Origin of the sequence: Pseudomonas sp. I3-I5 (assembly GCF_022699445.1) — a bacterium.
Lineage (GTDB): Bacteria > Pseudomonadota > Gammaproteobacteria > Pseudomonadales > Pseudomonadaceae > Aquipseudomonas > Aquipseudomonas fulva.
In genome coordinates this window covers 338,023-357,212 of sequence record NZ_CP093940.1, presented here as the reverse complement: position 1 = coordinate 357,212, position 19,190 = coordinate 338,023, and the positions used below count along the sequence as shown (strand labels likewise).

The window sequence follows — 19,190 nt, the reverse complement described above, 5'->3', positions numbered from 1 at the left end:
TGGGGCATTTATTGCAAAGTGTGTTGCTCGACAAACACTTGCGGCTCCATGCCTTCACGGCTGACCAGGCGATTGAGTTCGACCCTGGGCAGACGCACGCTCAGCAGGCTGCGCCCTTCTTCATCATGCGCTTCACTCTGCACCGCGCCCAAGTCAAAGAATTGCGCGCGCAGGCGAGCAAAACGTTGTTCCAGGCACAAGGTGCCGACAAACAGATCATCACCCAGCAACTCGGCAATCGCCTGGCCAACCAGCTCCAGGCCACGCCCGTCACGTGCCGAAACCCAGACCCGCTCCGGCTTGCCGTCGGCGTTGCGCTGGATCTGCGGCTCGACCTCTTCGAGCAGGTCGAGTTTGTTATACACCTCGAGGATCGGCAAGCCTTCAGCGCCAATCTCGCCCAATACTGCCAGCACCTGCTCGATCTGCTCCATGCGCTCGGGCTCATGGGCATCGATCACGTGCAGCAGCAGGTCGGAGTTGCTCGACTCCTCGAGCGTAGCTCGAAACGCCTCGACCAGCTTGTGCGGCAGGTGCCGGATGAAGCCCACGGTATCGGCCAGCACGATAGGCCCCAGGTCGTTGAGCTCAAGCCGACGCAGCGTCGGGTCGAGGGTGGCGAACAACTGGTCGGCCGCGTACACCTGCGACTGGGTCAGGGCGTTGAACAACGTGGACTTGCCGGCGTTGGTGTAGCCCACCAGCGAGACCGACGGGATGTCCGCACGCTTACGCCCGCGACGCGCCTGTTCACGCTGGCTGCGCACTTTCTCGAGGCGGGACTTGATCTGCCGGATGCGCACGCGCAGCAGGCGACGGTCGGTTTCGAGCTGAGTTTCACCCGGCCCCCGCAGGCCAATACCCCCTTTTTGTCGCTCAAGGTGGGTCCAGCCGCGTACCAGCCGCGTACTCATGTGCTCAAGCTGGGCCAGTTCGACCTGCAGCTTGCCTTCGTGGGTACGTGCGCGCTGAGCGAAGATATCCAGAATCAGCCCGGTCCTGTCGAGCACACGGCACTCGAACACGCGTTCGAGGTTGCGCTCCTGGCTGGGCGTGAGGGTGTGATTGAAAATCACCAGGTCTACCTGCTCGGCATGGACACGGTCGTGCAACTCCTCGACCTTGCCACTGCCAATCAGGTACTTGGCCGAGGGCTGATGCCTCGTGACCGTTACCAGCGAGACGATGTCGGCACCGGCCGACAACGCGAGTTCCTGAAACTCCTGCGGGTCTTCGCGCGCCTCAGGGTTCTGACCTTCCAAGTGAACGAGCAGCGCGCGTTCACCACCACCGTGGCGCTCAAAGAACAATGCAGGCTCCTATCAGGCGTTGCCTGGCTCGCTGTCGCCGTGATCGGAATCGGACGGGCTTGGCAGACGAACCGGGCGGGCAGGTACAACAGTGGAAATGGCGTGCTTGTAGACCATCTGGCTGACGGTGTTCTTCAGCAGTACCACGAACTGGTCGAACGACTCGATCGAGCCTTGCAGCTTGATGCCGTTGACCAGGTAGATCGAAACCGGAACCTTTTCTTTTCTCAAGGTATTCAGGTAAGGGTCTTGTAGCGAATGCCCTTTTGACATATGCCGCACTCCTGTAAGGATAAATAATTGGAAAATCTGAAAAAACGATAAGTAAGGCCGGCTTTCACAAGGATAGACGGCAATCAGCAGGGACTCAGCTCAATATGGAGACGGCCCCAAGGTATTTCAAGGTGCGGGACAGATTGTCGCAGGCCAGGCTGTCGAGCCAATGCACGCCTGGCCAGCCACGCAGCCAGGTGAATTGCCGCTTGGCCAGCTGCCTGGTCGCGATGATACCGCGTTCACGCATCTCATTCTCAGTCAGCTGGCCGTCCAGGTAATCCCAGACCTGCCGATAGCCCACTGCCCGTATAGACGGCAGCCCGGCGTGCAAGTCACTTCTGGCTCGCAGCAATCGGACCTCGTCGACAAAGCCCTGTTCCAACATCTGTGAAAATCGTAACGCAATTCGCTGATGCAGAATGTGACGATCTGTAGGCGCAATCGCAAGACTGGCGACAGTATAGGGCAAATGACCGCAGGCGCTTGCGTCTACACCGCTACTTTCAGCCAATTGACGCTGGCGATGGGCCGTCATGCTTTGCCCGCTGACCCGGTACACCTCCAGCGCCCGGATCAACCGCTGCGGATCGTTGGGATGAATGCGCGCGGCCGACTCCGGATCGACCTCAGCCAACTGCCGATGCAGCGCTGCCAGGCCCTCGGCCTCGGCCAGAGCCTCGAGCTCGGCCCTGACCTGGGCATCGGCCGCCGGCATGTCGGCCAGCCCCTCGGTCAACGCCTTGTAATAGAGCATGGTCCCGCCCACCAGCAAGGGGATGTTGCCGCGTGCGGTGATCTCGGCCATCACGCGCAAGGCGTCGGCACGAAACTGCGCTGCCGAGTAGGCTTCGGCCGGGTCGCGGATGTCGATCAGGTGGTGCGGGTGGGCAGCCAGGACGACCTTCGAGGGCTTTGCCGAACCAATGTCCATGCCCCGATAGACCAGGGCAGAATCAACGCTCACCAGTTCGCAGGGCAAGACCTTGCTCAGCTCGATGGCCAGGTCGGTCTTGCCCGACGCGGTCGGGCCCATCAGGAATATTGCAGGGGGCTTGCCACTCATGTCATCGACCGCGCAGGAATAGTTTGTCCAGATCATCCAGGCCCATCTGGGTCCATGTGGGACGGCCATGGTTGCACTGGCCGCTGCGCTCGGTATTTTCCATGTCGCGCAGCAAGGCGTTCATTTCAGGAATCGCCAGGCGCCGATTGGCACGCACGGCACCGTGGCAGGCCATGGTGCCGAGCAGTTCGTTCAGGTGTGCCTGAATACGGTCGCTGGTGCCGTACTCCATGAGGTCCGCCAGCACATCCTGCACCAGGCGGTTGGCTTCGGCCTGCTTGAGCAATGCTGGAATCTGGCGAATCGCCAGCGTTTCCGGGCCCAGGCGCTGCAGTTCGAAGCCCAGGCGCTGGAACCAGGCCGCGTGTTCTTCGGCGCAATCGGCCTCGCGCTGGCTCAGGGCGAGCGTTTCGGGCACCAGCAGCGGCTGACCGCTAAGACCCTCGCTGGCCATGGCCACCTTCAGCCGCTCGTACATGATCCGTTCATGGGCGGCATGCATGTCGACGAGCACCAGGCCCGCGGCGTTCTCGGCCAAAATGTAGATGCCCTTGAGCTGGGCCAATGCGAAGCCAAGCGGGGGGATGTCGCCCTGGCTTTCCGGCAGCGCGGCAGCGCCTTCGCTCAAGGGCTTGTAGAACTCGCGATAGACCGCCTGGGCCTCGGCAGCCGGCAATGGCTGCGACGGCCTGGGCGTGTATGAGTACTGGTAACCCGCGCCACTGCCACTGCCGGCAATGGGAGACGGCGCAGCACGTGGTTGCTCGAGCACGGCCGCAGCCAGGCGCATTTCGCCCTGAGGCCCGAACTCGCCTGCTTGCTGCCCCGTCGGCCGGGTCGCCTCAGGCAGGGCAGCCGGGGCAGCCAACTGGTCTTCGGGACGCACATCGGCCAGGGCACGGTGCAAGGTGCCGTACAGGAAATCGTGGACGCTTCGGCCTTCACGGAAGCGCACTTCGTGCTTGGTTGGGTGAACGTTGACGTCCACGCCGTTGGGCTCAAGCTCAAGGAACAGTACGAAGGTCGGGTGACGACCGTTGAACAGCACGTCCCGGTAAGCCTGGCGTACGGCATGGGCCACCAGCTTGTCACGCACCGCGCGCCCGTTCACGAAGAAGTACTGCAAGTCTGCCTGGCTGCGCGAGTACGTCGGCAACCCGACCCACCCCCACAGGCGCAGACCGTTGCGCTCCACGTCGATGGGCAGGGCCTGCTCCATGAAACCGGGACCACAGATGGCGCCCACCCGCCGGGCCCGGTCGGCTTCTTCGCGGGCCTCGTGCAAGCTCAGAATGCTCTTGCCGTTGTGTCGCAGATGGAAGGCCACGTCGAACCGGGCCAGTGCCAGGCGCCTGATCACTTCCTGCAGGTGGTCGAATTCGGTTTTCTCGGCCTTGAGAAACTTGCGCCGCGCCGGCGTGTTGAAAAACAGGTCCCGCACTTCCACGGACGTGCCGACAGGGTGCGCAGCAGGCTGCACCCGCGCGGTCATCTCGCGCCCTTCGGTTTCCACCTGCCAGGCTTCGCTGGCGTTGGCCGTGCGCGAGGTCAGGGTCAGCCGTGCGACCGAGCTGATCGACGCCAGGGCTTCACCGCGAAATCCCAGGCTCAGGACGCCTTCGAGGTCTTCCAGCTCGCGGATCTTGCTGGTGGCATGGCGCTCCAGCGCCAGCGGCAGGTCGTCGGCAGAGATGCCGCTGCCATCGTCGCGCACCTTCAGCAGCTTGATGCCACCTTGCTCGACGTCCACGTCGATCCGGCGAGCACCGGAGTCGAGACTGTTTTCCAACAGCTCCTTGGCAACCGATGCGGGCCGTTCCACCACCTCGCCAGCCGCAATCTGGTTGGCCAGCCGCGGGCTGAGCAGCTGGATGCGTGAGCCGCCGCTCATTGCGAGGCCAACGTGGTGGCAGGAATGTCCAGGCGCTGGCCGACCTTCAGTTCATCGGTCTTGAGGCTGTTGGTACTGCGCAGGCTGGTGACGCTGACTTGATAGCGAACCGCGAGCATGGCCAGGGTCTCACCAGGCCGCACCGTATGTTCACGCGGGCCCTGGGCGATCTTGCCGCTGTCGCGTAGCCACGCCACGTAGGTGCCTGGCGGTGGGTTCTGCTGGAAGTACTGGCGAACCCCGGTGTGAATGGAGCGGGCCAATGCCTGCTGGTGGCTGCGCGTAGCCAGCTTGGCGGCTTCTGCATTGTTCGAGATGAAACCGGTCTCGACCAGGATCGACGGAATGTCCGGGGACTTGAGCACCATGAAGCCGGCCTGCTCCACGCGCTGCTTGTGCAGCGAGGTGATACGCCCCATGTTGCCCAGCACCTTCTGACCGACGTTGAGGCTGGAACTGAGCGTGGCCGTCATCGACAGGTCGAGCAGCACCCCGGCCAGCATGCGGTCCTTGTCGTCGAGGCTGACATTGCCGGCACCGCCGATCAAGTCGGAGCGGTTTTCCGTATCGGCCAGCCAGCGTGCGGTCTCGGAGGTCGCACCGCGGTCGGACAAGGCGAACACCGAGGCGCCGAAGGCAGCGCGCGACGGGGCAGCATCGGCGTGGATGGAGATGAAGAGGTCGGCGCCTTTCTTGCGAGCGATCTCGGTGCGCTTGCGCAATGGGATGAAGTAGTCGCCCGTGCGCGTCAGCTCGGCGCGAAAGCCCTTCTCGCTGTTGATCTGGCGCTGCAGTTCGCGGGCGATCTGCAGGACGATGTCTTTTTCATGCTGCCCGCTGGAGCCCGAAGCGCCAGGATCCTCGCCACCGTGGCCAGCATCGATGGCCACCACGATGTCGCGCTTGCCACTGGGCACCGGTGGCAGCTTGATGGCTGGCTGGGTCGGCGTGACGGGCACCGCTGGCGTGGTGGCCGGCGCCTGCACCGGTGGCGGCGCAGGCGTTGGGGCACTGGCGGCAATGGCGTCCGCCTCCTGGTCGTACAGGTCGACCACCAGACGATTGCCGTATTGCGCGTTGGGCGCCAAGGTAAAGCTCTTGGGCGTGACCGACTTCTTCAGGTCCACGACCACCCGCAGGTCGGTCGGTGTGCGCTGGGCCGAGCGCACGCTGCTGATCGGCGTATTGGAAGTTGCCACCTTCAAGGGTGCGCCCAGGGTTGCGCCGTTGATGTCGATGACCAGCCGATCGGGTGCGCTCAATGTGAAGACACTGTGCTGCACAGGCCCGGACAGGTCGAAGACCAACCGGGTGTTGTCCGGCGCACGCCACAGGCGCACGCTCTTGACTTGAGTGACGGCCAGAGCCTCAACGGTCACCGTTGTCAGCAAAAGCCCAACGATGGCGACCAGTGCGCGTATGCGCATACCTACCCCGCTTGCTGTTTATAGTATTCGGCCAGTGCCACGCACCAGGCGTCGCCGCGAGCCCCCTGCGGCGAAAGTACAAGCGAGCGTCCGCTCGCCTGGGGGCTTATGGTAATGGTCAGGTCAGGCTTTGGCAAAACGCCCGCACCCTTTTGTGGCCACTCGAACAGGCACAGTGGATCATCCTCGAAATAGTCACGAATGCCCATGAACTCAAGCTCCTCCGGATCGACCAGCCGATAGAGGTCGAAGTGAAAAGCTCGGACATCACCAATCTCGTAGGGTTCTACCACGGTAAATGTAGGGCTTTTCACCGCACCCGTATGGCCCAACCCACGAATAAGGCCGCGAGACAGGGTTGTCTTGCCAGCGCCAAGGTCGCCTTCCAGGAAGATGATCCCGCGCCCACCGGTCACGCGGGCGAGTTGGCCGCCGAAGGCGACCATGGCCGCTTCGTCGGCCAGAAACAGGTTTAAGCCAGACACGCTGAATGCTCCTCCAACAACTCACGAATCACAGGTATCAGGTCACTGGCGGCCAACCCACGGCCGCCGCTACCCAGGCGCTCGCCAGCACAGGCATGCAGCCAGACGCCCAGGCCTGCGGCGTCCCAGGCGCCAAGCCCCTGGGCCAGTAGCGCGCCGCACACGCCACTGAGCACATCCCCAAGGCCTGCGCCCGCCATGGCCGGATGGCCACGGTCGCAGCGCGCCAGCCGCCCTTCGGGGTCGGCGACCAGGGTACCTGCGCCCTTGAGCACACACACGCTGTTGTGGCGGCGTGCCAGCTTGCGCGCTGCACCCGGGCGATCCGCCTGCACCGCTTCGGTGGAAATACCCAGCAGCCGCGCAGCTTCGCCTGGATGCGGGGTCAGGATACTGCCACTGGGCAGCGCAAGGGGCGTGGCTGCCAGCAGGTTCAGGGCATCGGCATCCCAGACCTGCGCGCCATCGGCGTTGGCCACGGCGGACAGCAGGCTGCGCCCCCATGCCGCCTGCCCCAGGCCAGGCCCCACGACCGCCACCGAAGCGCGGGCCAGCACGGTCATCAACTGGTTGGCCGACTGCACGCCCAGGCACATGGTTTCGGGCATCCGGGTCAGCCCGGCGCCCACGTGCTCCGGCCGCGTGGCCACGCTCACCAGCCCAGCGCCGCAGCGCAAGGCGGCCTCGGCACTGAGCAGGACGGAGCCGCCGGTGCCAAGGTCGCCGCCGACCACCAGCACATGGCCGAAGTCACCTTTATGGGCCTGAGCAGGGCGTGGCGGCAGGTGGGCAACGGTCAGGCTGCTCAGCACTGTGGGGGTGTGTAGGGGGTTACTGGTCTGTTGCATGGGGTCAAAAGCTCCAATGTCTGGCAGAATTATACGCACCTCTGCCTGTATTGCTTGCCCATCCATGTCCGCCTCCCCACCTGACCTCGACGCATTGGCCCACAACATCAAGCTGTGGGGCCAGGAACTGGGCTTTGCCCACGTCGGCATCGCCGGTATCGACCTGGGCGAACACGAGCACCACCTGCAGCGCTGGCTGGACGCCGGTTATCAGGGGGAGATGGAATACCTGGGGGCGCACGGCAGCAAGCGCGCCCACCCCGAGCAACTGATCCCAGGCACCGTGCGCGTCGTCTCGCTGCGCATGGACTATCTGCCCGGCGACACGCAGATGGCGCAGCGCCTGGCCCAGCCGGAGAAGGCCTACGTGTCCCGCTATGCCTTGGGCCGGGACTACCACAAGCTGGTGCGCAAGCGTGTGCAGTCGCTGGCCGACCGCATCCAGCAGGCCATTGGCCCCTTTGGCTACCGAGCCTTCGTCGACAGCGCGCCAGTTCTGGAAAAGGCCCTGGCCGAACAAGCCGGGCTTGGCTGGATCGGCAAGAACACCCTGTTGCTCAACCGCAAGGCCGGCAGCTATTTCTTTCTGGCCGAACTGTTCGTCGACCTGCCTCTGCCAGTGGACCAGGCCACCACCAGCGAACACTGCGGCCGCTGCACGGCTTGCCTGGACATCTGCCCCACCCAGGCCTTCGTCGGCCCGTACGTGCTGGATGCCCGCCGCTGCATCTCCTACCTGACCATCGAACTCAAAGGGCCGATTCCCGTGGAGTTGCGCTCGATGATGGGCAACCGGGTATTCGGCTGCGACGACTGTCAGATCGTCTGCCCCTGGAACCGCTTCGCCAAGCCCAGCCGCGAGCAGGACTTCCAGCCCCGCCACGGCCTGGAGAACGCGGAGCTGGCGCAGATGTTTCTGTGGGATGAGCCTACTTTCCTGCGCAAGACCGAAGGCGGGCCTCTGCGACGTGCCGGTTACGAGCGCTGGCTGCGCAACCTGGCCGTCGGCCTGGGCAACGCCCCTTCCACGATCCCGGTCATCGAAGCCCTCAAGGCGAGGCGCGACGATGCCTCGCCGCTGGTGAGGGAGCACGTGGAGTGGGCGCTTGCCCGGCACGGGGTGGCATGAGCCTGCTGGGAGGCTACGCCGCCTCTGCAGCTTTGCGGTGAAGCACAAAGCCTGAGCCTGCTAGCCGGGTGCGGGCGCCCACCTTCACTGTTGGTCATTGTAATGAAACTTGGGCATCTCCCAGTGAAAGCGAATAGCCAGCAACCGCACCAGAAACCCACCGAACAACGTCAGCAGCATGGCTTGCTCCGCGGGCACCTTGAAGTAGTCGCAGCCCAGGTAGAACCAGGCCGCGGCGAACGACACGCTTGCGTATAACTCCCGGCGGAACACAAGCGGAATGTCATTGCAGAAGATATCCCGCAGAATTCCGCCGAAGACCCCCGTGATCACACCGCTGATGGACGCCACCAGCATCCCCTGCCCCATCTCCAGCGCGGTCATGCAACCAATGAGGGTAAAGGCCACCAGCCCCAAGGCGTCGAGCACCAGAAACAGGGAGCGCAGGCGGCGCATCATCGGCGCGATGAAAATGGTCAACAGCGCCGCGCAGCTGGTCAGCACCAAGTATTCCGGGTGCTTGACCCACGTCAGCGGGTAGTGCCCCAACAGCATGTCACGCACCGAACCACCGCCCAATGCGGTCACGCACGCGATCAGCACCACGCCGAACCAGTCCATGCCGCGACGGCCGGCAGACAGCGCACCGGTCATCGCTTCGGCAGTGATGGCGATCAGATAAAGCATCAGCAACATGAGCAAGACCCACGCCGATCACACACGCGAGCGGCCGTCAGCGCATGGAACCGGGCATCAGTGCCCGGCCCGTCATTGGCTGGCCGCATGCAGCGTGTGAGCTACGTTTTTTAGAATTTGATGAAGTGTTCGCGGTAGTGGCGCAGCTCGGCGATGGATTCGCGGATGTCGTCCAGCGCCAGGTGCGTGTTGCCCTTGCTGAAGCTGTCTCGCACCTCGGGGGCCCAGCGCGCTGCCAGCTCCTTGAGGGTGGAGACGTCGAGGTTGCGGTAATGGAAGTAATTTTCCAGCTGACGCATGTGCCGGTACAGGAACCGACGGTCCTGGCAGATGCTGTTCCCGCAGATAGGCGACTTGCCCTTGGGTACCCACCGCTCAAGGAAGGCGATGGTCTGGGCCTCGGCCTGGGCCATGCTCACCTGGCTCTCACGCACCCGCTGGGTCAGGCCGGAGGCGCCGTGGGTGCGGGTGTTCCAGTCGTCCATGCGCGCCAGCACTTCATCACTGTGGTGGATGGCGATGACCGGTCCCTCGGCCAGCGTATTGAGGTCGCTGTCGGTGACGATGGTGGCCATCTCGATGATGACATCGCTGTCCGGATCCAGCCCGGTCATCTCCAGGTCGATCCAGATCAGGTTCTGTGGGTTTTGCATGCAGGCACTCCTCCGATGGAGGCTTATATTAGCGCAGTGCACCCTCATGAACCAAAGTGAAGCGGACAGCGTTCAGGCCCGGCATGCTAGACTGCCAGTCGTTTTCTACGCCCCGCTCGGGGCCTTCTACGGAGCGTTCATGGCCAAACGCCAGCTCAACCGTCGCCAGAACTGGCGTATCGAAAAAATCCAGAACGAGCGCGCTGCACGTGCAGCAAAGCGCGAGCAGCATGCCTTGCAGGAACTGGAAGGCGGCGACCTTGGGCCCGAACAGCTGGGGCTGGTGATCGCACACTTCGGCGTGCAAGTCGAAGTCGAAGCCCAAGATGGCGACACCGCAGGCCAGGTATTTCGCTGCCACCTGCGCGCCAACCTCCCGGCATTGGTCACCGGCGACCGCGTGGTCTGGCGTGCCGGCAACCAGGGGATCGGCGTCATCGTTGCGCAGATGCCCCGTGCAACCGAACTGTGCCGCCCCAACAACCATGGCCAGCTCAAGCCAGTGGCCGCCAACGTCGACCTCATCGTCATCGTTTTCGCACCGGCGCCGGAACCGCACCCCAACCTCATCGACCGCTACCTGGTGGCCGCCGAACATGCCGGCCTGCGGCCCCTGTTGCTGCTGAACAAGGCCGACCTGGTCAATGACGAAAACGGGCCAGGCCTGCAGGCGCTCCTGGACGTCTACCGTGAACTGGGCTACCCGCTGCTGGAAGTGTCGGCGCACCAAGGGGATGGCATGCAGCGCCTGCAGCAGGCGCTGGATGGACACATCAGCGTCTTCGTCGGTCAGTCGGGGGTGGGCAAGTCGTCACTGGTCAACAGCCTGCTGCCACAGGCCGGCACCCGGGTCGGTGACCTGTCGGAATGGTCGGGCCAGGGCACCCATACCACCACCACCGCCCGCCTCTATCACTTCCCCAACGGGGGCGACCTGATCGACTCGCCGGGCATCCGTGAGTTCGGCCTGGGGCACGTCAGCCGCACCGATGTAGAAGAAGGCTTCATCGAGTTCCGCGACCTGTTCGGCACCTGTCGTTTCCGCGACTGCAAGCATGATCGCGAGCCCGGGTGCGCTCTGCTCAAGGCTCTGGAAGACGGGCGAATCAAGCCTCAGCGAATGAACAGCTACCGCTCGATCATCGCCAGCCTGCCGGAAGAAACCTACTGATCAACCCCTGCGAGCACGATGCAGGCATGGCGCCTCGTCCGATCCGGCAGTGACCGGCAGCCCCGCGGGGCTGCCAAGCCCTCACTGCTCCTTGGTCTCATCCATCTTCAACGTGCCGTTCTCGAAGATGTTGAGCTTCTGGCGCAACTCACGTGGCTGCATGGGCGTCTGGCCATCGACCGCCGAAGGTGCCGGTGCGGATGGTGACGGTGCCTGCGCCCCGGCAGGCGCTTCAGCCGGCGGGGGCGCGGCGCCCTGCTCGCCTTCGATATCACGCTGGGCCTTCTTGGTCAGCACGATGATGTCGATCCGGCGGTTTACCGGGTTGAGCGGGTTCTTGCGATCGAACAGCGACGAAGACGCATACCCCACCACCCGTGCCACCTGACCCTCTGGATAGCCCCCTGCTACCAGTGCCCGCCGTGCAGCATTGGCGCGGTTGGCCGACAGTTCCCAGTTGCCGAACTCGCCAGCACCTGCGTACGGCTTGGCATCGGTATGGCCACTGACGCTGATCTTGTTGGGCACGGTCTTGATGGTATCGGCCATGGCCAGCAGGATGTCCTCGAAATACGGCTGCAAGCGTGCGCTGCCGATGTCGAACATGGGCCGGTTCTCGGCGTCCATGATCTGGATGCGCAGGCCGTCCTGAGTGATCTCGAACAGGATCTGGTCCTTGAACTTCTGCAGCTGCGGGTTCTCTTCCACCTTGTTCTGCAACTCCTGCAGCAGCAGCTCGAGGCGCTCGCGCTCGACCTGCTCGGCCATGGTTTCCACCTGGTCCTTGTTCAGTTCGATGCTGGTGTCGGGGGTCGGCTCCGATTTCACCTCGGGGTTGATGGTCTTTTCCGGCGCCAGCTCGGGCGAGCCGCCCAGGTCGATGACGTAAGGTGTACCGCTTTCGGAGAAGCCGATCGGGTCCTTGAAGTACCCGGCGATGGCGATCTTCTGCTCAGGTGTTGCCGTCGACAGCAACCACAGCACCAGAAAGAACGCCATCATGGCCGTGGCGAAGTCGGCAAAGGCGATCTTCCAGGCGCCACCGTGGTGGCCGCCGCCAAAGCGCTTTACGCGCTTGACGATGATGGGCTGATTGTTCTCCATGACTCAGCGACCGCGTACCGCTTGCTCGAGCTCGGAGAAGCTGGGGCGATGCTTGGGGTACAGCACCTTGCGCCCGAACTCCACGGCCAGCGACGGCGGCATGCCCGAGGCCGAAGCGACCAGCGAGGCCTTGATCGACTCGTACAGGTTGAGTTCTTCCTTGGCATCGTGCTCAAGGCACTTGGCCAGCGGGCCGAAGAAGCCATAGGCGGCGAGAATACCGAAGAAGGTACCCACCAGGGCGGCGCCCACGTGCATACCGATGGCTGCCTGGTCACCATCGCCCAGCGACGCCATGGTGACGACGATGCCCAATACGGCTGCAACGATACCAAAGCCTGGCATGCCATCTGCGACCCCAGTGACCGCGTGGGATGGATGCTCCAGCTCCTCCTTCATGCTCAGCAGCTCCATGTCGAACAGGCCTTCGAGTTCGTGGGGGGCCATGTTGCCGGTGGACATGATGCGCAGGTAGTCGCAGACGAACGCAGTCATGCGCTCATCGGCCAGTACGGTCGGGTACTTGGCAAAGATCGGGCTGGCCGAGGCGTCTTCGATGTCGGCCTCGATGGCCATCATGCCTTCGCGGCGGCTCTTGTTGAGAATCTCATAGACCAGCCCCAGCACTTCCAGGTAATAGCCATGGGTGAAGCGCGAGCCGAACATCTTCATCGACTTCTTCAGAACGTGCATCGTCATGTAGCCAGGGTTGGCTTGCAGGAACGCACCAAAGGCCGCGCCGCCGATGATCAGCACTTCGAACGGCTGGATCAGCGCCGCAATCTTGCCGTGGGAGAGGACGTAGCCGCCGAGCACGCTCGCGAATACGACGATGATGCCGATAATTTTAGCCATAGATTCAAAGCACTTGCTGTCGTGGTCAGGGAAAGAGGCGGGAGCGTCAAAACTCTTCTTCTCCTTATCGGCAGAACTGCGCCAGACTATAGCCACTAAAAGCGAAAAGCCAGTTTGGACTGATGTCAAAATGCCAATCGAAACCGAGGTATCCGGCCAGGCCCCACGTACGCTAGAGGCTTGGGTGAAGTTGCTGGAGAGTGTGCGCATTCCTGTGCCCAAGCACAGCTACGACCGGGTCATGGCGGCCATCAACGATAACCGGCGTTCATTGCGCGACATCGCCGAGCTGATGCAGGACAGCCCGGCCCTGGTGCTTTCGGTGATGCGCGAAGCCAACCACCCGACCAACGCCAGCCAGGCCGAACCGGCCGAAAGCCTGGAGATCGCCCTCAATCGCCTGGGGCTTGAGCGTAGCGCTCTCCTGCTCAGGCGCCTGCCAGCCCTGCCGATCGAAGACATCCCGCCGGTGCTGCGCCAGTTCCAGTTGATCAGCCAGCATGCCTCGCAGCAGGCCAGCGGCCTGTTCGCCAGCCGTCTGGCGCGGCTGTGGCAGGAAATTCACTGGGGTAGCCTGCTGTTCCTGTCCCCGTTATGGCCGCTGGCATTGGCCCACCCGAAGCTGCTCGACACCTGGGAGCTGCGGGTCATCCATAAAGGTGAAGACGCCGCCATTGTCGAGCAGGAGCTGTTCGGTGTTCGCATCATGGCGCTGTGCCAGGCCGTGGCCCAGCAGTGGCGCCTGCCGCAATGGGTGACCCAGGGCTATCGCCTGCTGCTCGAGGAGCGCGACCAGCTTGCCCAGGTGTTGAACATCGCTCGGGACGAAGACCTGCTCAATCAACAACAGCGGCTCGATGCCGAGCCCGGCCTGCGGCGCTGGTTCAACCAACCGGCCAACACCGTGCTGCTGGCCAACAACCTGGCACTGGCAGCGCAGGTGGGCTGGGACAATCCTCACCTGCTGCGCTGGCAACTGCTGACCGCACTCTACCTGCAGACCTCGCTCGAAGAGGTTCAACAGCAGGTTCACCAACAAGCTGCGGCCAGTGCCAGGCGTCATGCGCGCCTAGCACTGTTCCACCCTGCCGAGGCCTTGATCTGGCCCTGGCATCAACGCCGCCCCCACCCGGACATGCTGGCGCCCCCGCCCCCTACCGCCGAAGAACTGGCACGCTGGCGGTCGCTCTGTCAGGACTTGCTGGCCCAGCCCAGTCCTTTCACCAATACCGTGCACCTGGCGGCCCAGGCCCGTGAAGCGGTACTAGCGTGCGGCATGCAACGCCTGCTGCTGCTGGGCCTGGACCGTGCCAATGACTGCCTGCGCGTGCAGCAGGCAGCCGGGCTAGCGAAAGAGGCGAGCAGCCTGATATTGCCGGTGGCGGCGAATAAGCTGCTGCAAAAGCTGATGTCCAAGGCCGGGCAACTGCGCATTACACCCGAAAACCACACCCAGTTCGCCTCGTTGTTGCCGCCGCCCTTGCGTGCCCTGTTCCGAGGCGAGCATGTGCTGCTGCGCTCGCTGGCGGTCAATGACCAGGTGCTGATGCTCTTGGTGGCCGACCAAGGGTGCCGGCCCCTGGCCGACATCAGCGTGCAGGCTTTTGGCAAAACCTCGCAATGCATCGAACGGGCGCTATCGGTGTTTGCCAACCGCAAGGGCTGAGCCTTGCGCTACAATCGCCTCTTTGCACACTGGAGACCGTGGATGACCGACTTTTCCGGCCTGCCGCTGGTGATCGAAGCCGCCGACCTGTTGCCACGCCTGGGCTCGCCCGACTTGATCCTGGTCGACCTCAGCAGCGCCAATCGTTACGTCAGCGGGCATATCCCGGGCGCGCATTTCGTCGAGGGCAAGCGGACTCAGCTCGGTCAGCCGCCTGCACCGGGGCTGCTACCGCCGTTGAGCGACCTGGAAAAGCTGTTCGGCGAACTGGGCCACCGCAGCGATGCCGTCTATGTGGTGTATGACGATGATGGCGGTGGCTGGGCTGGCCGCTTCATCTGGCTGCTCGATGTGATCGGTCACACCCGGTACCACTACCTCAACGGTGGCATCCAGACCTGGCCTGCCGACCGGCTCAGTACCGATGTGCCTGCCAAGGGTACCCAGCCGGTGAGTTTGCACCTGCATCCGGAACCCACCGCCACCCGCGAATACCTGCAAAGCCGCCTGGGCGCCGATGACCTGGCAATCTGGGATGCTCGCGCCCCACAGGAATTCACCGGCGAAAAAATGCTCGCGGCCAAAGGCGGGCACATACCCGGTGCGGTCAATTTCGAATGGACCGCCGGCATGGACCTCAATGACCATCTGCGCATCCGCCCGGACATCGCCGAAGTGCTGCAGTCCCTTGGTATCACGCCTGACAAGGAAGTGATCACCCACTGCCAGACGCATCGCCGCTCCGGCTTCACTTATCTGGTGGCAAAGGCCCTCGGCTACCCGCGAGTCAAAGCGTACGCTGGCTCCTGGAGCGAATGGGGCAACCACCCGGACACGCCTGTAGAAGTTTAAGGAACCTGAATGAAATCCCGTCTGTTCATCATCAGCCAGTACCTGCTGCCGCATCACCTGCTGTCGCGCCTGGCCGGCTGCGTTGCCGAGTGCCGCGCCCGCTGGTTCAAGAACGCCTTCACCGCCTGGTTTGCCAAGCGCTACCAGGTCGACATGCGTGAGGCGCTGGTCGAAGACTTGACCGCCTACGAGCACTTCAACGCGTTCTTCACCCGTGCCCTGAAACCCGGCGCACGCCCCCTGGACCAGACCCCCGGCGCCATCCTGTGCCCGGCCGACGGTGCAGTGAGCCAGGTGGGACCGATCGAGCACGGCCGCATCTTCCAGGCCAAGGGCCACAGCTACAGCGCACAGGAACTGCTGGGCGGCGACCCGGCCATGGCGGCCCCCTTCATGGGCGGCGAGTTTGCCACTGTCTACCTGTCACCCAAGGACTACCACCGCGTGCACATGCCGCTGGCAGGCACGTTGCGCGAGATGGTCTACGTGCCGGGGCGGCTGTTCTCGGTCAACCAGACCACCGCAGAAAACGTGCCCGAACTGTTCGCTCGCAATGAGCGGGTGGTCTGCCTGTTCGACACCGAGCGCGGCCCGATGGCGGTCGTGTTGGTCGGTGCCATGATCGTGGCTTCCATCGAGACCGTCTGGGCAGGGCTGATCACGCCGCCCAAGCGCGAGCTCAAGACCTTCCGCTACGACGACGCCAGCCGTGCGCCGATTCACCTGGAAAAAGGCGCCGAGCTGGGTCGGTTCAAGTTGGGCTCGACGGCGATCGTGCTGTTCGGCCCCGACCAGGTCAAATGGGCCGAACACGTGGGCGCCGCCTCGGCCGTGCGCATGGGCCAGCTGTTGGCCACGCCGTTGCAGGCGTAATGGCCTGAGACGTGGCCCCAGGGTTCGGGCGCTAGCGCCAGAGCCCTGGGGCCGCTTTGCGCAAGCGCAGGCTGTATCAGCCGCGTGTGTCGCGATCGCGCAGGCCCAGCAGGTACAGCACGCCATCAAGGCCCAGCGTGGAAATTGCCTGCTTGGCCGACTGCCGCACCAGCGGCTTGGCGCGGAAGGCTACGCCCAGCCCCGCCAGCGCCAGCATCGGCAAGTCGTTCGCGCCATCGCCCACGGCGATGGTCTGTTCCAGTTGCAGGCCTTCTTCGCTGGCCAATTGCTGAAGCAGCTCGGCCTTGCGCTGGGCATCGACGATAGGCTCCACCGCCACGCCAGTCACCTTGCCATCGACCACTTCCAGCTCATTGGCAAAGACGTAGTCGATGCCCAGGCGCGCCTGTACCTGGCGGGCGAAGTAGGTGAAGCCACCCGACAGAATGGCGGTCTTGTAACCCAGGCGCTTGAGCTCGGCAAAGAGGTTTTCCGCACCTTCGGTCAAACGCAGCGATGCGCCGATTTCATCCAGCACGCTGACATCCAGGCCCTTGAGCAGCGCCATGCGCTCCTTGAAGCTGGCCCGGAAGTCCAACTCGCCACGCATGGCCCGCTCGGTGATCGCCGCGACCTGCTCGCCCACGCCAGCGGCCTTGGCCAGCTCGTCGATTACTTCAGCCTCGATCAGGGTCGAATCCATGTCGAACACGGCCAGGCGGCGGTTGCGGCGGAACAGGTCGTCCCGCTGGAAGGCGATGTCGATGTTCAGGGCCTCGGACAAGGCAAAGAACTCGGCGCGCAACGCCTGGCCATCGTCAGGCTCGCCGCGAACCGAAATCTCCACCGCAGCCTTGCCCTTGCTGGTGTCCGCGTCCAGGGCCACCCGGGCCGACAGGCGCTCGATGCGCTCGATGGTCAGCCCGTGCTGGCTGATGATGGCGCTGACACGCTGCAACTGGTCTGGCGAGATCTTGCGGCTGAGCAGGGTGACCACGTGCCGTGCTTCACCATGGCCATCGGCCCAGTGCTGGTAGTCCGCTTCGGAAATCGGTGTGTAGCGCGCCTGCAGGTTCAGCTCGTGCGCCTTGGCCTGGACGCTCTGCAGCAGCTTGGTCGCCACTTCGTTATCCGGAATATCCACCAGGATGCCGAACGACAATGTGCCGTGCATCACCGCCAGGCCGATATCGAGAATGCTCACACCGCCCTGCAGCAGGACGCCAGTGATGGCAGCAGTAAGACCGGGGCGGTCCTCACCGGTGATGTTGATCAGGACGATTTCGCGCACAACCAGGCTCCGACTTCGATGAAAAATGCGCATTCTACCGATTTTCCGTGACCATCGGGCGCTAACGCTACTTTGCCGACAAAACCCGGGTCGCTATACTCCCCCCCACTTCATGCCATTAAGAGCCGAGCTCAGTGAACCGGCCCACCTCAGTCAAAACAGACAATTTCTTCCTGATGATCTATCGCGCCCTGAGTCAACGTCGCGTGCCATTGGCATTGCGCATCGCCTGCACCAACATCTTCCTGGTGGCCCTGGCGCTGGTGATCTATGCCTGCGTCATGGGGTTGCAGTTCAAGCAGGCCATGCACGATCAGGCCGATGCCGTGGGCCAGAGCCTGACGACCCAGACGGCGACGTCGGCGACCGAGTTGCTGGTGGCCAACGATATCCTCAGCCTCAACGTGCTGCTGGGCAACCTGGTGAAGAACCCGCTGGTGGCACACGCCGCCATCTACAGCGTCGACAACCGCATCCTCGCCGAGGCAGGCCAGCGGCCGCGCAACAGCCTGCTGGGTGAGGCCGAGGGCGTCTATCAGACCAAAATCACCTTCCAGGACGTGGCTGCCGGGCAACTGCGCATGAGCCTGGACATGAGCCAGTTCCAGCAGCCCATGTTGATCAGCATGCAGAGCATGGCCATCCTGGCGGCCATTCTGCTGGTGCTTGCCCTGACCCTGAGCCTGCGCCAAGGCCGATTCATCACCTTGCCGCTGCTGCAACTGCGGGTCTGGTTGCGCGATCCGCAGTATTACACGCCCGCCACCGACCGCCAGGACGAGATCGGCGACATCGCCCGGCAACTGCATGCCCGCTTGGCCCCACCGCCTCCGCCAGAGCCGGAACCGGAGCCTGAGGACGACGAGCATTTCGATGACGCGCCCGCCCCCGTTTCCAAGCCTGCTCAGCGCACTACCGTCACGAGCGCGGACGATGACGACGAGGCGTTCGCCGGCCTGCTGGACGACGACGCACCGGCACACGCGGTCGAAGTGGAGTCCGATGAGCCTCAGTTCAGCGCGGTGCTTGCCGTGCAACTGGGTTCCCAGGAGCAGCTGCGGCGCTTGCCGCGCACCCGCCTGACCGAGCTGACCGAGCGCTATCAGGAGTGCCTGGAGCATGCGGCCTCGCTGTACGAGGGCGAAACCCACACCCTCAACGACGGCAGTACGTTGGTCCTGTTCCACAGCCGCCAGTGCGGCGAGGACTACCTCACCAATGCCATCTGTTGCGGCGAGTTGCTACGCGCCTTGGGCCATGCCTTGCAGATCGACGTCGCTGACAGCGGCATCACCTTGCAACTGCAACTGGGCCTTGCCATGAGCAATGACCTCGATGGCCTGGAACTGGTCGACCTGCTGATGGCTGAAAAGGTGCAGGACGCGCTGGCACTGTCTCAACACAGCCGCAACCTGCTGCTGGTCGAGCGTAAGGTCAACGACGACGGTTTGATCCGCCAGCGAGCTCGCATTCGCCCAATCGCAAGCCCGGAAGGGGCATGCTGCGTGGAGCGCCTGATGGAGCCGTACCCCTCGATGCTGGAACGCCAACTGGCCCGCATGCACGAACGCCGCGCCTGAGCCATTACAGGGTCGCTGCG

18 protein-coding genes are annotated in these 19,190 nt (G+C 63.7%); 6 read left to right on the top strand and 12 right to left on the bottom strand.

What is annotated here, in order from left to right; genetic code table 11:
* Positions 1 to 8: 8 nt before the first annotated feature.
* The 7 genes from hflX to MOP87_RS01480 form a co-directional block, all read right to left on the bottom strand.
* Entirely contained in the window at positions 9 to 1,310 is a 1,302-nt protein-coding gene (gene hflX / locus MOP87_RS01510) for a ribosome rescue GTPase HflX (RefSeq protein WP_027913952.1), read from the bottom strand.
* 12 nt (positions 1,311 to 1,322) lie between these two features.
* Entirely contained in the window at positions 1,323 to 1,583 is a 261-nt protein-coding gene (gene hfq, locus MOP87_RS01505) for an RNA chaperone Hfq (protein WP_015272006.1), read from the bottom strand.
* Positions 1,584 to 1,677: 94 nt separating this feature from the next.
* The gene (gene miaA, locus MOP87_RS01500) at positions 1,678 to 2,649 is read right to left on the bottom strand and encodes a tRNA (adenosine(37)-N6)-dimethylallyltransferase MiaA (protein ID WP_028687881.1); all 972 of its coding nucleotides are present in this window, start codon (positions 2,647 to 2,649) and stop codon (positions 1,678 to 1,680) included.
* A 1-nt stretch (position 2,650) separates the two neighbouring features.
* Positions 2,651 to 4,540: a DNA mismatch repair endonuclease MutL gene (gene mutL, locus MOP87_RS01495; RefSeq protein WP_027913954.1), complete on the bottom strand. Its 1,890-nt coding sequence runs from the start codon at positions 4,538 to 4,540 to the stop codon at positions 2,651 to 2,653.
* Positions 4,537 to 5,967 carry an N-acetylmuramoyl-L-alanine amidase gene (locus MOP87_RS01490; RefSeq protein ID WP_027913955.1) on the bottom strand — a complete coding sequence of 477 codons (1,431 nt, stop codon included), beginning with the start codon at positions 5,965 to 5,967 and terminating at the stop codon, positions 4,537 to 4,539. The genes mutL and MOP87_RS01490 overlap by 4 nt, the downstream gene beginning before the upstream one ends.
* Positions 5,968 to 5,969: 2 nt before the next feature.
* A complete protein-coding gene (gene tsaE / locus MOP87_RS01485) occupies positions 5,970 to 6,452 on the bottom strand; it encodes a tRNA (adenosine(37)-N6)-threonylcarbamoyltransferase complex ATPase subunit type 1 TsaE (RefSeq protein WP_027913956.1) in 483 nt (160 codons plus the stop codon).
* Entirely contained in the window at positions 6,440 to 7,300 is an 861-nt protein-coding gene (locus MOP87_RS01480) for an NAD(P)H-hydrate dehydratase (protein ID WP_027913957.1), read from the bottom strand. Before MOP87_RS01480 ends, tsaE begins: the two co-directional genes overlap by 13 nt.
* 64 nt (positions 7,301 to 7,364) lie before the next feature.
* Here MOP87_RS01480 and queG point away from each other — a divergent pair, with 64 nt between their 5' ends.
* Positions 7,365 to 8,429 carry a tRNA epoxyqueuosine(34) reductase QueG gene (queG, locus tag MOP87_RS01475; RefSeq protein ID WP_110607542.1) on the top strand — a complete coding sequence of 355 codons (1,065 nt, stop codon included), beginning with the start codon at positions 7,365 to 7,367 and terminating at the stop codon, positions 8,427 to 8,429.
* 84 nt (positions 8,430 to 8,513) lie between these two features.
* On the opposite strand, the gene MOP87_RS01470 is transcribed toward queG, so the two are convergent.
* Entirely contained in the window at positions 8,514 to 9,125 is a 612-nt protein-coding gene (locus MOP87_RS01470) for a trimeric intracellular cation channel family protein (protein ID WP_027913959.1), read from the bottom strand.
* 110 nt (positions 9,126 to 9,235) lie between these two features.
* Positions 9,236 to 9,778, bottom strand: a complete 543-nt coding sequence (gene orn, locus MOP87_RS01465) for an oligoribonuclease (protein ID WP_110607543.1) — start codon at positions 9,776 to 9,778, stop codon at positions 9,236 to 9,238.
* A 139-nt stretch (positions 9,779 to 9,917) separates the two neighbouring features.
* Here orn and rsgA point away from each other — a divergent pair, with 139 nt between their 5' ends.
* The gene (gene rsgA / locus MOP87_RS01460; RefSeq protein WP_023532943.1) at positions 9,918 to 10,949 is read left to right on the top strand and encodes a small ribosomal subunit biogenesis GTPase RsgA; all 1,032 of its coding nucleotides are present in this window, start codon (positions 9,918 to 9,920) and stop codon (positions 10,947 to 10,949) included.
* A gap of 81 nt (positions 10,950 to 11,030) precedes the next feature.
* On the opposite strand, the gene motB is transcribed toward rsgA, so the two are convergent.
* Positions 11,031 to 12,053 (bottom strand): flagellar motor protein MotB, encoded by a 1,023-nt coding sequence (gene motB / locus MOP87_RS01455; RefSeq protein WP_110607544.1) that lies wholly within the window; start codon positions 12,051 to 12,053, stop codon positions 11,031 to 11,033.
* 3 nt (positions 12,054 to 12,056) lie between these two features.
* A complete protein-coding gene (gene motA, locus MOP87_RS01450; RefSeq protein ID WP_023532967.1) occupies positions 12,057 to 12,908 on the bottom strand; it encodes a flagellar motor stator protein MotA in 852 nt (283 codons plus the stop codon).
* Between the two features lie 130 nt (positions 12,909 to 13,038).
* On the opposite strand from motA, the gene MOP87_RS01445 reads away from it, so the two are divergent.
* The 3 genes from MOP87_RS01445 to asd are packed head-to-tail and all read left to right on the top strand — an operon-like array spanning position 13,039 to position 16,299.
* Positions 13,039 to 14,574 (top strand): HDOD domain-containing protein, encoded by a 1,536-nt coding sequence (locus MOP87_RS01445; RefSeq protein ID WP_242810037.1) that lies wholly within the window; start codon positions 13,039 to 13,041, stop codon positions 14,572 to 14,574.
* 42 nt (positions 14,575 to 14,616) lie between these two features.
* Positions 14,617 to 15,426 carry a rhodanese-like domain-containing protein gene (locus MOP87_RS01440; protein WP_027913963.1) on the top strand — a complete coding sequence of 270 codons (810 nt, stop codon included), beginning with the start codon at positions 14,617 to 14,619 and terminating at the stop codon, positions 15,424 to 15,426.
* A 9-nt stretch (positions 15,427 to 15,435) separates the two neighbouring features.
* Complete coding sequence (gene asd / locus MOP87_RS01435) at positions 15,436 to 16,299, top strand: archaetidylserine decarboxylase (protein ID WP_027913964.1); 864 nt, start codon at positions 15,436 to 15,438, stop codon at positions 16,297 to 16,299.
* A 76-nt stretch (positions 16,300 to 16,375) separates the two neighbouring features.
* Here the strand turns inward: asd and serB are convergent, their stop codons facing one another.
* Positions 16,376 to 17,590, bottom strand: a complete 1,215-nt coding sequence (gene serB, locus MOP87_RS01430; protein WP_028687877.1) for a phosphoserine phosphatase SerB — start codon at positions 17,588 to 17,590, stop codon at positions 16,376 to 16,378.
* A gap of 134 nt (positions 17,591 to 17,724) precedes the next feature.
* Between serB and MOP87_RS01425 the strand changes: the two genes are divergently transcribed.
* Positions 17,725 to 19,170, top strand: coding sequence for a histidine kinase (locus tag MOP87_RS01425; protein WP_027913966.1), 1,446 nt, complete (start codon positions 17,725 to 17,727; stop codon positions 19,168 to 19,170).
* Positions 19,171 to 19,190 lie beyond the last annotated feature (20 nt).